The sequence below is a fragment of the Vreelandella sp. 21 genome (assembly GCF_050995515.1).
GTDB classification, from domain to species: domain Bacteria; phylum Pseudomonadota; class Gammaproteobacteria; order Pseudomonadales; family Halomonadaceae; genus Vreelandella; species Vreelandella alkaliphila.
The window spans coordinates 856092-871617 of the sequence record NZ_CP194673.1 but is presented as its reverse complement, the minus strand read 5'-3'; the positions used below and the strand labels follow the sequence as shown (position 1 = coordinate 871617).

The 15526-nt window shown below is 51.9% G+C and carries 13 protein-coding genes; 6 read left to right on the top strand and 7 right to left on the bottom strand.

Annotated features, from left to right (window positions below):
• Window positions 1–26 precede the first annotated feature (26 nt).
• Window positions 27–1466: a di-heme oxidoredictase family protein gene (locus ACN06F_RS04000; RefSeq protein WP_198348542.1), complete on the bottom strand. Its 1440-nt coding sequence runs from the start codon at window positions 1464–1466 to the stop codon at window positions 27–29.
• Window positions 1467–1543: 77 nt separating this feature from the next.
• Window positions 1544–2824 carry an imelysin family protein gene (locus ACN06F_RS03995; RefSeq protein WP_253486967.1) on the bottom strand — a complete coding sequence of 427 codons (1281 nt, stop codon included), beginning with the start codon at window positions 2822–2824 and terminating at the stop codon, window positions 1544–1546.
• Between the two features lie 173 nt (window positions 2825–2997).
• On the opposite strand from ACN06F_RS03995, the gene ACN06F_RS03990 reads away from it, so the two are divergent.
• Together ACN06F_RS03990 and ACN06F_RS03985 are read left to right on the top strand one after the other, a co-directional pair.
• Entirely contained in the window at window positions 2998–3864 is an 867-nt protein-coding gene (locus tag ACN06F_RS03990) for a LysR family transcriptional regulator ArgP (RefSeq protein ID WP_231657313.1), read from the top strand.
• A gap of 141 nt (window positions 3865–4005) precedes the next feature.
• Window positions 4006–5799 (top strand): diguanylate cyclase, encoded by a 1794-nt coding sequence (locus ACN06F_RS03985; protein WP_433924695.1) that lies wholly within the window; start codon window positions 4006–4008, stop codon window positions 5797–5799.
• Between the two features lie 22 nt (window positions 5800–5821).
• Here the strand turns inward: ACN06F_RS03985 and ACN06F_RS03980 are convergent, their stop codons facing one another.
• From ACN06F_RS03980 to ACN06F_RS03970, 3 genes are all read right to left on the bottom strand, one after another.
• Window positions 5822–6379, bottom strand: coding sequence for a cytochrome b (locus tag ACN06F_RS03980; protein WP_038481916.1), 558 nt, complete (start codon window positions 6377–6379; stop codon window positions 5822–5824).
• Window positions 6380–6460: 81 nt separating this feature from the next.
• Window positions 6461–6601 (bottom strand): tautomerase family protein, encoded by a 141-nt coding sequence (locus ACN06F_RS03975; RefSeq protein ID WP_433924694.1) that lies wholly within the window; start codon window positions 6599–6601, stop codon window positions 6461–6463.
• A 91-nt stretch (window positions 6602–6692) separates the two neighbouring features.
• Complete coding sequence (locus ACN06F_RS03970; RefSeq protein WP_095602591.1) at window positions 6693–7565, bottom strand: LysR substrate-binding domain-containing protein; 873 nt, start codon at window positions 7563–7565, stop codon at window positions 6693–6695.
• Window positions 7566–7666: 101 nt separating this feature from the next.
• Here ACN06F_RS03970 and ACN06F_RS03965 point away from each other — a divergent pair, with 101 nt between their 5' ends.
• Window positions 7667–8545 (top strand): DMT family transporter, encoded by an 879-nt coding sequence (locus tag ACN06F_RS03965; protein ID WP_433924693.1) that lies wholly within the window; start codon window positions 7667–7669, stop codon window positions 8543–8545.
• A gap of 4 nt (window positions 8546–8549) precedes the next feature.
• Here ACN06F_RS03965 and ACN06F_RS03960 read toward each other — a convergent pair whose 3' ends face one another.
• Together ACN06F_RS03960 and ACN06F_RS03955 are read right to left on the bottom strand one after the other, a co-directional pair.
• Window positions 8550–9323 carry an RsiV family protein gene (locus tag ACN06F_RS03960; protein WP_038481904.1) on the bottom strand — a complete coding sequence of 258 codons (774 nt, stop codon included), beginning with the start codon at window positions 9321–9323 and terminating at the stop codon, window positions 8550–8552.
• 114 nt (window positions 9324–9437) lie between these two features.
• A complete protein-coding gene (locus ACN06F_RS03955; protein ID WP_038481901.1) occupies window positions 9438–10877 on the bottom strand; it encodes a hypothetical protein in 1440 nt (479 codons plus the stop codon).
• A 315-nt stretch (window positions 10878–11192) separates the two neighbouring features.
• On the opposite strand from ACN06F_RS03955, the gene ACN06F_RS03950 reads away from it, so the two are divergent.
• From ACN06F_RS03950 to ACN06F_RS03940, 3 genes are all read left to right on the top strand, one after another.
• A complete protein-coding gene (locus ACN06F_RS03950; RefSeq protein ID WP_009722293.1) occupies window positions 11193–11573 on the top strand; it encodes a septal ring lytic transglycosylase RlpA family protein in 381 nt (126 codons plus the stop codon).
• A 194-nt stretch (window positions 11574–11767) separates the two neighbouring features.
• On the top strand, window positions 11768–12772 hold the full coding sequence (locus tag ACN06F_RS03945) for an NADP-dependent oxidoreductase (protein WP_433924692.1): 1005 nt from the start codon (window positions 11768–11770) through the stop codon (window positions 12770–12772).
• A gap of 274 nt (window positions 12773–13046) precedes the next feature.
• Window positions 13047–15524, top strand: a complete 2478-nt coding sequence (locus ACN06F_RS03940; RefSeq protein WP_433924691.1) for a glucose/quinate/shikimate family membrane-bound PQQ-dependent dehydrogenase — start codon at window positions 13047–13049, stop codon at window positions 15522–15524.
• The last annotated feature ends 2 nt before the right edge of the window (window positions 15525–15526 follow it).

The following is a 15526-nucleotide window of genomic DNA, read 5'->3' as shown; positions in this document are numbered from 1 at the left end:
TAGCAGTAACAGAGGCGTCGCAAAGCTCACAGAGACTCAAGAAAGCGAATAAGTTCCGCGCGCTGGTCAGTCGGTAGATGTCGATAGGCTTTGGTGGCCGCCTCTGCTTCGCCACCATGCCAGAGAATCGCCTCTTCGAGCGTGCGGGCACGGCCATCGTGGAGAAAGCCAGCTCGAGGATTCACCGTTTGTGTCAGGCCAATACCCCACAACGGTGGGGTGCGCCATTCGCGCCCATCCGCTTGGAATTCACTACGATGATCGGCCAAGGCTTCGCCCATATCGTGGAGCAGTAGATCGCTATAAGGCCATATTTCTTGATTCGCCAACGCCGCTCGGGGGGCATCCGAGGCGGTACGATGTCGAGGGGTATGGCAGCTTGCGCAGCCCAGTGCGTTAAATGTCTCGGCACCCTGTATTACCTCAGGATCATCCATGTTGCGGCGCATCGGTACTGCTAGGCTAGAGGCATAGAAGGTGATGAAGTCTGCAATTTCATCGCTGACTTCAGGCGTTCCACCCTCAGGAAAGGCATCGCACCCCTGACTATCCATACAATCAGTTTGTGGCACTAAGCGAGAAGTTAGCCCCATATCGCCGGCGAAGGCGTGCATGCTCTGCTGCTCAATGCTGGGTTCACCCGCTTTCCAACCAAAGCGCCCCATCACCGTGGTGCCACTGCGTACATCCCAGACTTGGTTATAACGCCCGGAAATACCATCGCCATCGGCATCGTTGGGGTCGGCTGCAGCCATCAGGTCTGCTTCAGGAATCGCCTCCAGTAGGCCCAGACCAATCATTGGTGGCGCCAACCGCGGCGACGTCAGCAGCGTATTTGGTAACTCACCGTAGGCAGGTTCGGCAATTGAGTAAAGCGGCTCCTGCAAGGTAACGCTATGGCCGTCGGCAAAGCCTACTTCCCGCGGACGGTACTCAATGATTAGTTTGCCCTCCGGCTGCACGCCAGGAATCGCAGAGGTTTGTAGCTGCAAGCCGTAGTTGGGTACCGGCAGCGCGCCCCGTTGCTCTAGAGTTTCCGGCTCCGCCTGATCGGAAGGCAGCGAAAGACGCAGGAACAACGCGATGGGGGTTTCATCTCCCATCGGCGGATGGCCACGCCCATCCTTGAGATGGCAGCCTTGACAGCTATTGGTATTAAACAACGGGCCCAGGCCATCACGGGCCTCAGTGCTGGCAGGTGCGACCACCCAGGGGTTGCGGAAAAAGCTATTGCCGACGCTGAAATCAAGCCGCTTGGTCATCGACATATTACGTAGCGGTAATGAATAAGCGTTGTGATCAAATTGCTCCACTGCCCCATCGCCACCGCTCATCGGCGACGATTGAATGGCGGGAGATTCAGCCGCCTGTAAAGAGACCACAAACACAGAGGCCGCCAACAGTGCTAAGAAAAGGCAGCATTGAGCGAGTCGCCTGAAGGCAAAAAAGCGAGATAGGTGGCACATAAATATACCTTGAGACAAACGACAAAAGCCGTCCGACAGCCAAGCTGCCGGACGGCTCATAAAATCACATGAATGATTTAGAAGCGATGGCCTGCATCATCCGGCTGTAAAGAGGTAACTCCCAGCTCACCGGCTGCTTCTTCAAGGGATGCCGTTTGCGCCACCAGGGCGAAAATGGCGTCGTTGATCAACTTACTCCCTTGCTCGTTGCCGGGTGCAATCATCATATCAAACGCCATCGGCGAGCTTTCCGCTTCAGCCGCTTGCTTGATAGCATCGAGCTTGGCCATGGTTGCTTCAAGTTGGTCACTCAGGCTATCAGCAAGTGCTTCATTTTGCTGCGACAGCAAGTTTTCCAATGATGGGCCTTCTAGGATACTGCCATCCAATCGCTGATAGGTGCCCGTGTAAATATTCTGAATCCCCTGGCCGTTGTAGTAGTGAGAGTTGTGGGTATTATCGCTGAAGCAGTCATGCTCATCTTCAAAAGAGTTAGCTTCAAGCGCGACTTTTAAGCGCTCCCCCGCTAGCTCACCCAACGATAGCGACCCCATACCAAATAGCATACGGCGCAGGCCTTCCTGATCACTTTCAGCTAGCAGTTCCTGACGATAGTTGCCTTCAACTTCCGGCGACCACTGGGCAACCATCCACTCAAGATCACTGACCAGCAGGTCCGACACTGCATCCAAGTACGTCCGGCGACGATCGCAGTTACCATGGGTGCAGTCATCGCCAGTTTGGAAGTCACTCACCGGACGCTCACCACTGCCTGCTTCGAAGCCATTAAGATCCTGCCCCCAGAGCAGAAATTCGATGGCGTGGTAGCCGCTGGCGACGTTGGCTTCTGAGCCCCCCACTTCGTTAAGGTCAGCTAAGAGCTCTGACGTAATATCACTGACATCCAGGACTTCTCCCCCTATCGTGATACGTTCGTTGGCAATGATATTAGCAGTGGCCCCTTCATTACCCAGCTCATGTTGATAGCCATCGCTTTCGACATAATCAATCATGCCCTCATCCAGAGGCCAGGCGTTCAGCTGCCCTTCCCAGTCATCCACCACAACATTGCCAAAACGAAATACTTCGCTTTGCTGATACGATACCCGTGCTTGCAGCCAGGCTTGCTTCGCTGCGTTAAGAGCCTCTGCTGTGGGGTTGGCCAGCAATTCGTCGATACGCTCGTTCAACACCTCGGCGGCATTGAGCGCATCGGCGTAATTAGCATGTGCCAAGTCGGCATAGTGATGGACCACAGCGTCGGCGCTAACAGCATCGTCAGCGGAAACGGCTAAAGGCATCAGCGCGCTAAGCGCAACGATACCTGCAAGAGGGCGACGGAGCATGATGACAGGCATTACAGTGTCCTTTAAGCGATGGCATTGAGAGTTTAGTGTCGTTTCCCTGCAGATTAATGTAAGTCATTTACTTATGACATTCAATCTCACTTACATAAAGATATGGCGCTTTTATTTGTTAAATACGCGTCTTTTGCATAACGTCATTACTTTCTTATCCTGGGAAGACGGCCATGTTGGATTACAAACTTCTCCATGCCCTGGCCACAGTGGTGGAGAGCGGCGGTTTTGAACGAGCAGGCGATATATTAGGGCTTTCTCAATCAGCCATTTCCCAACGTATAAAAGCACTGGAAGTACGCCTAGGCCAGCCAGTGCTAATGCGCCACCCTAAGCTTTCACCCACACCTGCTGGTCAGCGGCTACTCACCCATTACCAGCAAGTACAGCTGTTAGAACACGACCTACAGCAGACGCTACCTACGCTAGATAACGCAACGACCCGACTAAGAATCGCCATCAACGCTGACAGCGTGGTGACGTGGTGGGCAAACGCAGTGGCAGATATCTGTCAAACCGAGGGCGTATTGCTCGATTTAGTTATTGAGGATCAGGACGTTGGGCTTAACCGTCTGCGAGATGGCGATGTCGCAGCCTGTCTTTGTTCTACGCCAACACCCATCGCGGGCGCTCGCTGTATTAAAGTAGGCGAGATGCGTTATCTCCCGCTAGCATCACCTGCCTACGTGCAACGCTACTTTCCTGAAGGCCTTTCTCCAGAAGCTTTTCAGCAAGCCCCGGTAATTGTGTTCGGCCCTCATGACCAGCTTCAGCATCAGTTTCTTGCTCAGTGCGGTTATCACGGCCATTTCCCCTACCACCTGTGCCCTTCATCAGAAGGATTTGTGCGTCTCGCCACCGCAGGCATTGGCTACGGAATGGTTCCACAACTACAGGCACTAGACCAACTGCAAAAAGGCCACCTTGTCAGCATCGCCCCCGGTCACTCGCTGACAGTGCCACTTTATTGGCATTTTTGGCGCCACAGTGGACAACTAGTCCAGCGCCTAACTAAAAGTCTGATCTACATCATGCTTTAGACCCAATGTCGGCCACTCGCTTTGAAAGAGGTCTACACTTCGCCTAGGAGCAAAACCCGCCCAAGGCAGGCAAGGGATCCTAGGCACTAAGACCTAGAAGCGATAAAGCCCAACGCAAAAATAACCAAAATAGCGATATTTATGGATGCTTACTGTTGGTTAAAGCGCCTTCCGGCTGGCTTGTTAGTGCTTATTATTAGCTGGCATTCCCAAACAAGTGCAGCGGCTACCATCGTCGTCTCTTCCGAGCAGGCGCGTTACGATTTAAATGAAGTAAGCGGTTACTGGCATACGTCAAAATCGCTAAACCTGCGTGATATTGTAGCGTTATCCCCCTCATTTCACCCGGTCCGTCACGCCTCTGATTTGCATTTCGGCTATACACAAAGCGATGTCTGGCTAAAAACGCAAATTCATAATGCATCGCCCCTCCCGGCTACCTGGATGGTTAAATTCGAATACCCATTTTTAGACCATGTCACTCTGTATACGCTGAGAGAACACGCTAGTGACGTTCAGCACAGCGGGATCGCCGTGCCAATTGACGAGCGATCAATCGCCCACCGACAGGCTGTTTTTCCGGTGATGCTGCTCGGCGGGGAAACCGTGACGCTTTATACCCAGGTAAAAGCCACGGGCAGTAAATTTCTGAGCTATAGCTTAATGACGCCAGAGGCTTTTTATACTCAGAATGACCAGCATAATTTCTGGCTGGCGACTTACTTCGGCATGCTGCTAACATTAAGCGTTTACAACCTGCTGCTATTTTTTGTGCTTAAAGAGCACGTATTTCTCTACTACGCTCTATTTGCCTTTGGGTTTACACTGGCAAGTTTGACGTTCAATGGTCTTGGCACGCTGATGTTTTGGAGCTTCCTAGGCGATAACACCGCGCGCCTAGTAGCGATTGGCTTTACGTTTGCTTCTGCGATGGGAGCCCTATTCACTCAAAGTTTTCTTAATACAGCCATCTACTGCCCACGCTGGCATCAAATCATTACGCTATTTCGCGGCTACTGCTATATAGCGCTGGTAGCAATGATATTTTTGCCAATTCAACCCGCCCTACGCTTAATGGATATAACAGGGTTTGCTGCCTCACTATTAATGCTCGTGTGCGGTATTTATTGCAGTTTGCGCCGCGTGCCTAGCGCCCGTATTTTTGTGCTCGCCTGGTCAATATTTCTACTAGGGGCTAGCGTATTCGCACTTCGAAATCTTAGTATTCTACCCGCCAACTTCCTAACCCTTCATGGGATACAAATCGGCTCAGCCATTGAGATGTTGCTGCTATCTTTCGCACTGGCCGCACGTTTTAATAAATTAAAATGGCAGAAGGAGCGCGCCCAGGCAGAAACCGTCGCAATGCTCAAAAAGCAGGAAGCTGTTCTAGAAGCAAAAGTAGCTGCTCGTACTCAGGCACTAGAGAAACTAGCCAACCACGATATGCTCACCGGCTTGCTTAACCGCAATGGGCTGACGCGCTGTGCAGAAGCGGCTCTTGAACATTGCAAACAAACGCATACATCTTTAGCGCTAGTCATGTGTGACCTTGACTGCTTCAAACCAATTAACGACCAGTATGGCCATGAGATAGGCGACTTCGTGCTTCAGCAAGTTGCCAAACGTCTCGTGCACGTCGCACGTGGGAGTGATCATTGCGCGCGCTTTGGCGGCGACGAGTTTATTCTCTTACTAGAGGGGATAACTGATCAGACTGCGTTAGAGGAGATGCGTAACCGTATCGAACAGACCGTTCGCTCACCTATCAAGCTACCTGATGGCACGTTAGTTAGCGTAGGCGTCAGCATCGGTATTTGTATTAGCCATGACGGTAACGATACGTTAGCCAGCCTGCTTCGTGAAGCGGATAGCCAGATGTATGCCGTCAAGTCACGCCAAACCACCCGTTACTATGGCTATGGTTCAGCGTGATCATGATGGATAGAAAACTATATCAGTCAAACAAGCTCATACGTTTCATAACGTTATCGCGCTTGATTCGCCAGTGAAATAGAGCACCCGCAATATGCAGCGTAATAAGCACAACTAACGCCCACCCTAAACGCTCATGCCAAACAAACAGCGTTTGCGAAAGCGCTTCGTTTTTGCCCAACAACCCCGGCAAATGCCATTGAAAAAACTCAACAGGAAAGCCGCCGGTAGCAGTGGCTGTCCAACCAATCAGTGGCATAACCACTAGTCCCGCATAAAGCAAGTGATGCACGCTAGTACTGATAATTCGCTCGAAGGCATTGAGCGGCGGCTCGTGGTCGGGCACAACAAAAGCTAGCCGCGTAATAATCCTCAGCGTCATTAGCAACAGTATCGTCACGCCTAAGGTTTTATGGCTAGTGTAGAGCACGTTGGTAAGCGCATTCCCCAGCAAAGCAACGGCGCGTTCATACCCCAGGAAGCCAAGCGTCAGGCCACTTAACAATGACAGCAACACGGCGACTGCCACTAGCCAATGCAACACTCGGTGAGGATAAATATAGTGATCTAGCTCGTGCATTCAGAACTCCTGGCTCATTCGCGTCATGGTAATTAGCTTAGTTCAGTCAGGTTACGTTAGAAAAACTAATTATCGAGTTCCTCACTGAGCAGTATCACGATCAACCCCCATTTGGCCGCCTTTGGACCAATTTTCCCGCGTTACTTCTTGAAAAAACACCTGCACGCTCACCGGGTCGGTACCATACACATCGCAGAACGCGTCAGTAATACGCTTTGCCAATTCTCGCTATTGCGCAAGATCACGGGGGAATTGCTGGATAGTGACTATAGGCATCTTAACTTCCTATCAAAGAACACGTTAAAGCAACACCTTATAACGCTTCACTAGGTGCCGCTAGCTGTTCGCGAATCAATTCCCCTAAACGCCGCGCAGGTTCAGAAGGACGGTGTGGAGCACGATGGAGCGCTAGCTCAATCATTGGCAAGGCCGGAAGACCACTGCTGTCATCCAGCGGGCGCAGCGATGGGGTTAACATACTACGCGTTACCACAACAACGGCTAACCCCGCTGTTACGATAGGAGCAAGACCCGCCATTGACTGGCTGGTATACGCAACGCGCCAATCACGCCCAGCCCCTTGTAACGCCTGCTCGGCAACCTCGCGAAAAACATCAGCGCCGGGTGAATAAAGCGCTAGCGGAATAGGGTCACTTAGCGAAGGCTGCTGATTTACCCCTACCGCCCATATCAGCGGCTCACGACGAATCACATCGCCTCCTGGCGAGTTTCGTTGGCGAGTCACCAGCGCTAAGTCCAACTCCGCTGCTTTGACCTGTTCGACCAAGTGAGCACTGGTGCCACACTTTACGGTTAGCCCCACCGCAGGATACAGCTGGTGAAAGTACGCAAATACTGACGGCAATAGCGACGCATAGTCTTCAGGAATACCCAACGTTAAATCGCCCGTTATCTGGCGCGCCTGCATATCGCTCCACGCGTCGTCATTAAGTGCCAATAGGCGGCGCGCGTGAGCCAGTAAGCGATCTCCTTCTGGGGTGAAACGCAGCCGTCGCCCAGCTCGCTCATGCAAACTCACATCAAGCTGCGTCTCTAAACGCTGTAACTGCATGCTCACTGTTGACTGGGTATACGCTAGCCGCTTTGCCGCTGCCGTGACGCTCCCGGTATCGGCAATCGCGACCAGCGTACGCAACAGAGTTAAGTCAAACGTCGGCGCGCGCATACATCACCATTATTGATAATAATGATCATAAAAGATCGATATTGTGATGAGTGTTTACTGAGTATGCTGCGCGTCTCAGGTTTAACGCAAGGAGAGATGCCATGCATCCCGTTCATTCCCCGGTTGTCATATCACCCAGGTACAGTGTATGCGCAGCACTTGTGGCGGTGATGTTATGGAGCATAGCGCCACTATTAGCAGAGTTGGCGCGGGATACCTCTCCGCTTCAGCTCACCGCACTTACGCTGCTGGCAGGTGCACTAGCGACACTGCCACTCAGCCGTCGCGTTAACGTCGCGGCTTGCCGTCTGCGCTGGCAAATTAGCGTATGGCTTGGTCTACCACTGTTGATCGTCGGTGCTGTTAGCAGTTACTACATTGGCATGCGTCTAGCACCTGCCGCAGAAGCCGCGTTGATCACTTACACCTGGCCAGTGCTGTTTGTGCTATTAAGCCAATGGAGCCGGTTTGGTCGTCTGCATATCGCAAGCGTAACAGGCGCGCTAATTGCTTTTTCGGGTGCCACTATTTTGTTACTGCCGCAAGCCTTAAGTGGCGGCTTTGGTGGGGCTGCTTCAGGATATGGGTTAGCGCTACTGGCGGCTTGTTGCTGGGCGCTCTACTCCTGGCTCGGGCAAGTAGCTCCTGTATCGCTGACGCCATTGCTCCCGCGGTTATTAATGGTCGCCTGCGCTGTTACAACCTGCGCCAGCTTGATAGTGGAAGGAACCTTCATCATGCCGCAGGGCGAAGCTCTGTTGGCGGGCATCGCGCTGGGGCTTGGGCCGTACGGCATCGCCATGGTGGCCTGGGATAAAGCACTACGATTTGGCCAAGCCAGCCTAGTCGGCAGCCTTGCCTATGGTGTACCGATCCTAGCGGCACTGCTACTGGTACTGGCAGGCGTCAGCGTGTTCGACTGGCGGCTACCAACGGCCGCCTTGTTGGTCGTTATAGGCTGCTTAAAAGCGAGCCGCTGAAGCACTACTTACCTAAATAGCGAGGCTTTGCGATACCTTCCAGCGCATCAAGGGATAACGTCAAGACAGGTTGGCCGGCTGCATAAGGGGCAATTTCATAGACGTTATATTTAACTTCCCAGGCAGTTGCTAACGGGGCTATGTTGCGGCTCTCGCTGAGCGGCCAACTTAGGGCAAACTGCTCATCATGGCCCATCTCCTCTATCCAGCGCTGGTGGGCCTGATCGAGCAGTGCTTGAAAAGCGCCCTGCTGGTCTTCCAACAGCATATCGTCTGGATCAACCACACGCTGCTGACGCTCGTCTATCACCATAAACTCAGTCATTGGCAAACCATGCGCTTGCCCCGCGTGATAAACGTAGCTACTTAGTTCAAGTATCAATAAGTCGTTGTGCTGCCCATAAACCTTAGCTTCTAACATCGCCTCGCTAGTCATTGCTCCAGGTGAGGTGCGATTATCTTCCTCAGCTAGCTCAAAAAAGTTTTGTGCAAAGGCATCCCAGCTATCAGCTGGCAATGCATCCTCCTCAGTAATGCCCATTGCAAGCGTTAACAGCCGCTTTCGTAGCTGCTCCGTTAGCTCTGCAGACTGCGGAAACGCAAGCGCAGACACGGTAACGGTAGAGCACTGTTCAGCTTGACACTCAGGTGCTATGTACTCTTTTTCAACCGTTTTTGAAACAAGCGCAAGTGACTCTTCAGAAGCATTATCCGACGACTGACAACCACTTAATAACAATAAACCAATCACCGTTAAGCCGAATGAATAGCGCAGCATAAAACCTCCTTGTGAATAACGTAGCCACCTTCAAGCCACGTAAATAGTAATACAAAAGCAAACGCCCCTGCTGTCACCAGCAAGGGCGTAGTTAATCATACAACGTGCGCTAAATTACGCGTCAGGCTGCATTTCTGTTGGCTCTGCATTGACTTGCAGCTCAAACATACCACTGCCGCTAACAGCGAAACCACGTGCAATAACGGTGTAGGTGCCCGGCAAAAGCGCCTGCTCTAAACGCGAGTTAGTGCCACTACCGCCGTCATCATCACTGTAAGAGTCGCTTTCTCCATGAATCTCTAAATACGTATCAAAGTCACTTGAACGCATATTAAGCCTGACCAAAGAGCTTTCTTCTAAGGTGAGTTCATAGGTCAACGGCTCACCGCTATACCAGCCATTGAGCGTTTCATTGGGTGTTAACTCACCTTCATTACGCAGCTCTACACCATCCGGTAATTCACGCGGCTCTACTGACAGCGTAAACAAACCACTGTCGGAGCCATACGCCGTGCGTGCTGTTAACTGATAACTACCCGGCGCCAAGAAATCGGCAATACTGGCGTCCAGATTGCCAGCACTGTCGTCATCTTCGCGGAAATATCCATTAGGCCCCTCCAGCACAAGATATGAATCGATATCGCTTGAACGCATATCGATTTGATACATACCCGCTTCTTCGATCTCTAGCTGATAACTCAGCTCCTGACCACTCAACCAACCACTAAGCGTATCACTAGGCATAACGCTACCATCGTTGCGTAGCTCACCATCGCCCGGCAACTCACGCGGTTCAGCACTCAACGTGAAAAGGCCACTCCCTTCGCCGAAGGCAGACCGTGCGGTGACGGTATAATCACCAGGAGCAAGGAAATCTGAAATACGTGCATTTAAGTTGCCCGCACCATCATCATCTTCACGGTAGTAGCCGTTCGGGCCAGATAGCTCTAGATACGCATCAAACTCATCAGCGCGCATCTCGATTTGATACATGCCTGCTTCTTCGACGGTTAACGATACCTCCCGAGAGGTTCCATCTAACCAGCTATCCATCGGCTCGCCAATGGCCAGCGTGTCAGAGTCGCTCAGCTCAACCGTGCGGCTATTAAGGGTGAATGGGCCATAGCCACTTGCATCCGCCCCACTGACAATCACCAGATAGTCTCCAGTTTCTTCGACATGGTGACGAACTGTCTCAGCACTCTCTAACAGCTGTAGCTGATCGTCATAGAGCGCTACCAACCCCTGCAAGGCGCCGCTAAGAGAAAGTTCTACTAACGAACCTTCTTCAAGGCTGATCGCATAACGCAAATAGCGACTACCGTCATTACCGTTTAACTCACCTGCCGAGGTAATTTCACCTCTAGCACGCTCGCCAAGCGTGACGCTATCAAGCCCTGCTAATGCCGAGGAAGCCTGCCCCTGTTCTGAGCTGGCAGACTCTTCAACGGGGGCCGGTGTCGTAAAGCTCGGCACGGCCTGAGCAGCTAAAAAACCAACAGCAACCCCGCCGACAGCAACCAAAATCAGCGTTAGAGAAGAAGACTTAGCCATAGGTGCATCCTTGTTTATTGGCAAACATTTAAAACCTAGCGAGCGTTAATTATATGATGCTTACCTGATTAAAGTGAGCCTTTATCTAAAATTTATAATAGACACGATACATTGCTTAGTTACATCGACCACACTTCTTTAACTTGCTGAATTACAAAGGCACTGAAGAAAGTTGCAAAAAATCTTAATTTAGAAGCCAATTGCATCGATCTTCTTAAAGCTTGCCGTATCAAAATAGCCACGTTACTATCGGCAGATATGTCGGTAACATACCGATACGTATAGAATCAGCACTATGCAAACTGAGGCACTCCAATGGGAGCATCTAAACGTTTTATCCGAACGAGTTGTGCAGCGGCATTACTCATTTTTTTTACAGCTAGTCATGCGTTTGCCATCGATATTGAAATTCGTGAAGGGGTTGCATCCTTCTACAGCGACCGTTTTCAAGGATCACCCACTGCCAGTGGTGAACCATTTGACCAACAAGCACTGACGGCAGCTCATCCAACGCTTCCTTTTGGTACCAAGGTGCTAGTTACCCGCCCAGATACCGGACAGGAGGTTGAAGTACTGATCAATGATCGCGGTCCCTTTGTTAAGGGACGTATTATTGATCTATCAAAACGGGCAGCTCGCCAACTCGGCATGATTCGACGTGGCGTCGCACCCGTCATGATCACCCTGGTCGATTAACGGATAGCACACCCGCAAGCGTGTGATACCCCTTAAAAAAACAGCGTTGAAGAAGATTCAGCTTAATTGAAAGCGGCTCACCAGGGCCGCTTTTTTATTGCACTACAAATTAATTCTTTGACGAACTTGAAAGCACGCTAATGGTCTCTATGCTGCAAGGAGATTTGTTTAAATCACACATGCAGGAGGCACCCATGCAATCTCGCTTTTTTACCTTAACTAATTACCCCACAGGCTTACCAAAGCGCGAATTATTTTCACTGGAAAGCCAGGAACTCCCCGACCTTGACGAAGGTGAAGTCAGGGTTCGCAACCATTGGCTGTCCGTTGACCCATATATGCGTGGACGAATGACAGGAGTGCGCACCTATGTCGCCCCTTTTGAGCTGGGCAAGCCGATGGAAGGTGGCGCAATTGGCGAGGTCATTGCGTCTAACCACCCTACCATTAAGGAAGGCGATAAAGTCAGCCACATGGGCGGTTGGCGAGATATCGCTCAAGTGCCAGGCGACAGTGTTACTGCACTACCAGACAGCGACATACCAGAACAAGCTTATCTAGGTGTATTGGGCATGCCAGGCATGACGGCATGGACAGGCTTGAACCTTATTGCTGAGTGTAAGCCTAGCGACAATGTACTGGTAAGCGCTGCCAGTGGTGCTGTTGGTTCGCTTGCTGTACAGCTGGCGAAAGCCAAAGGTTGCCACGTGGTTGGCATTGCTGGGGCTGCCCACAAGCTTGCGTGGCTTGAGTCATTGGGCGTTGAGCCGGTTAGCTACCAAGGCCGTAGTGCACAGGAGCTCAGCGACGCTATTAAGCTTGCTAGTCCTAATGGCATTGACGTGTATTTTGAGAACGTTGGTGGTACCTGCTTAGAAGCAGCGCTAAGTCAACTCAATGACGGTGCACGCATTGCCGTATGTGGCATGATTAACAGCTATAACGTCGAAGCACCAACACCAGGGCCGAGCAACCTTTCCCAGCTGGTGGTACGCAAAGCTAAGATGCAGGGATTTATTGTCGCCGATCACTGGTCTAGCTATCGCTACTTCCTCAACGAAGTCTCTCCTCAGGTAGCGAAAGGCAATATAGCCTATAAAGAAACCGTCAAAGAGGGTCTTGAAAGCACACCGGATGCCTTTTTAGCGCTTTTTGAAGGGGGCAACACCGGCAAAATGCTGGTGAAGCTCACTGACTAAGCCATGCTTACGTCAAGTTAACCCCACATTGCCTACCTCACTATTTCCTACCCCAATAACAAGCCGCGCTACGGTAACAGGCGCGGCTTTTTGGTTTATAGCACTACTTAGCAAGCAAATGATTAGACCAAAAGTGAATTGATTATTAAAATTACCCATAATCAATGTGTGTTTTAACCCATCATCACTGCCAATGGGTTAGGGCACGTTGCAGATCTGTCGCTTTTCTAATTTTACCAAGCGGCTTCAATTCGTTGTTAATAGGGGTTTTCTCATGGATGGACACACGCGTGCCCACGGCAAATGGCCAGCGCTACTGCTTGGCCTGCTACTCGCGGTAGCTGGTGTTGCACTGACCATTGGCGGCGCTAAGCTGCTTAGTTTAGGTGGTAGCGCCTACTACTTAATCGCTGGGGTCAGTATTTTTGTTGTCGGTGTACTGCTGGCAATGCGCAAAGGCATAGCCTTATGGCTTTATGCAGCGGTACTTTTTGCAACGCTGCTATGGGCACTCTGGGAAGTTGGCTTAGACTGGTGGCAGCTGGTCCCCAGGGTTGCCATTGTCTGTTTAATTGGCATCATTTTACTGCTTCCCTGGTGGCGAAAACCGCTACACTCACGCGGCGGCAGCCTAGCGCTAGTGGCAAGCATTGTCGCAGCGATTATTGTGGCAATTGCTAGTCAATTCACCTATCCAGGTACTGTGGCAGGCACGATGGAGTCTGCCAATAATAAAGAGGTTAACCCAGCCCAGGCTGCAGGCGATGACTGGCCTGCCTACGGCGGCACTAATGCAGGGACGCACTACTCCTCGCTTAGTCAGATTACTCCTGAAAATATAGGCGAACTGGAAGAGGTGTGGCGTATTCAAACCGGTGATGAACCCGGCCCCAATGCACCGCCTGAAATCACCAACCAAAACACGCCGTTAAAGGTCAACGATAGCCTTTATATTTGCACATCGCACAGCCGTGCGATGGCACTGTCGCCCGAAACCGGCGAGACTCTGTGGGCGTTTGATCCCAACATTAGCACCATGGGCGCAGAGGACTTTTCCGGCTGGGCGCATATGACCTGCCGTGGCTTGGCGTATTACGATGCAGCTAACTATTTCAGCAGTTCTGAAGATTCCACCATCGATAAACCAACACTGTATGCCGATGGCAGCCAGTTTGAACTCGACCTATCCTTCTCGCTCACCTCTGAAGAAGACTCCACTTCTGAGTTGTTAAGCGCCACCGATGTCATGTGCCCACGCAGACTTTACCTACCCACCGCCGATGCCCGCCTGATTGCACTCAACGCCGATACCGGAGAGCGCTGTGAAAGTTTCGGTGAAAACGGTGAGATCGATCTGACGAACAATATTGGCGAGTTCAGACCAGGGGGCTATTACTCAACATCGCCCGCTACTGTTACTGAAGACTTGGTGATTTTGGGTGGCCACGTTACCGACAACAGCTCAACCGACGAACCTTCTGGCGTAATACGCGCTTTTGATGTGCACACTGGCGAGCTGGTGTGGAACTGGGACAGCGGTAATCCCGAAGACACCACACCATTAGAAGAGGGCGAGACTTACACACGTAACTCACCCAATGTGTGGGCGCCGATTAGCGTCGATGAAGAGCTTGGCCTCGTTTACCTGCCCATGGGTAACGCTACGCCGGACCAGTACGGCGCTAACCGCTCTGAAAATGATGAGACCTATAGTGCAGGGCTAGTAGCGCTTAATTTGGACGACGGCCAAGTGGCCTGGGTGTACCAGTTTGTGCACCACGACTTATGGGACATGGACACACCCGCACAACCCGTATTAATTGACTTGGCGACGACAGATGGCAGCCAGCCAGCTGTCATTCAGCCCACTAAACAAGGCAGCTTGTATGTATTAAACCGTGAGACTGGCGAGCCGATTGTGCCCATTGAAGAAGTGCCCGCTCCTCAAGGTGCTATTGAAGGCGACTGGACGGCAGAAACTCAACCTCGCTCAGCGCTGAATTTGCTGCCACCGCCGCTGACTGAGCGCGACATGTGGGGCGCATCACCCTTTGATCAGATGATGTGCCGCATCCAGTTCCGCTCGCTGCGTTATGAAGGCCAGTACACACCGCCTTCGCTGGAAGGCAGCATTATCTACCCCGGCAACGTTGGAGTGATGAACTGGGGGGGTGTTGCGGTAGACCCCGAACGCCAAGCACTGTTTACCGGCGCGAAGTACTTAGCGTTTGTTTCCAAGCTGATTCCACGTGATGAAGTTGAGGATGGCCAAGGATCCGCTAGCGAGCAAGGTTTGCAGCCCAACACAGGTGCCCCTTACGCAGTCAAACTCGGCCCGCTGCTATCAGTACTCGGCCTTCCCTGCCAAGCACCCTCTTGGGGGGATGTGGCAGGAATCGACCTACAAAGTAACGAGATTGTGTGGAAGCACCGCAATGGCACCACCCGCGACAGCATGCCCTTTGATCTGCCGATTGGTCTGAACGTCGGCGTTCCTGCGCTAGGTGGCCCGCTAACGACTGCGGGTGGCGTTTCATTCCTAAGCGGCACTCTGGATCAATACCTGCGCGGCTACGGCATCACCACTGGCGAAGAGCTGTATAAAGCTCGCTTGCCTGCAGGTGGCCAAGCAACGCCGATGACCTACACCGGTGCAGATGGCCGTCAGTATGTAGTCGTTACCGCCGGTGGTCACGGCACCTTCGGCACCAAAATGGGTGACTACGTGATTGGTTACGCGTTACCGGAATAGCC

Coding starts and splice junctions, on each gene's coding strand:
- ACN06F_RS03965 (WP_433924693.1), top strand. CDS start 7,667: ATGCATCCCGTTCATTCCCCGGTTGTCATATCACCCAGGTACAGTGTA.
- ACN06F_RS03980 (WP_038481916.1), bottom strand. CDS start 6,379: ATGCACGAGCTAGATCACTATATTTATCCTCACCGAGTGTTGCATTGG.
- ACN06F_RS03950 (WP_009722293.1), top strand. CDS start 11,193: ATGGGAGCATCTAAACGTTTTATCCGAACGAGTTGTGCAGCGGCATTA.
- ACN06F_RS04000 (WP_198348542.1), bottom strand. CDS start 1,466: ATGTGCCACCTATCTCGCTTTTTTGCCTTCAGGCGACTCGCTCAATGC.
- ACN06F_RS03985 (WP_433924695.1), top strand. CDS start 4,006: ATGGATGCTTACTGTTGGTTAAAGCGCCTTCCGGCTGGCTTGTTAGTG.
- ACN06F_RS03940 (WP_433924691.1), top strand. CDS start 13,047: ATGGATGGACACACGCGTGCCCACGGCAAATGGCCAGCGCTACTGCTT.
- ACN06F_RS03990 (WP_231657313.1), top strand. CDS start 2,998: ATGTTGGATTACAAACTTCTCCATGCCCTGGCCACAGTGGTGGAGAGC.
- ACN06F_RS03945 (WP_433924692.1), top strand. CDS start 11,768: ATGCAATCTCGCTTTTTTACCTTAACTAATTACCCCACAGGCTTACCA.
- ACN06F_RS03960 (WP_038481904.1), bottom strand. CDS start 9,323: ATGCTGCGCTATTCATTCGGCTTAACGGTGATTGGTTTATTGTTATTA.
- ACN06F_RS03970 (WP_095602591.1), bottom strand. CDS start 7,565: ATGCGCGCGCCGACGTTTGACTTAACTCTGTTGCGTACGCTGGTCGCG.
- ACN06F_RS03995 (WP_253486967.1), bottom strand. CDS start 2,824: ATGCCTGTCATCATGCTCCGTCGCCCTCTTGCAGGTATCGTTGCGCTT.
- ACN06F_RS03955 (WP_038481901.1), bottom strand. CDS start 10,877: ATGGCTAAGTCTTCTTCTCTAACGCTGATTTTGGTTGCTGTCGGCGGG.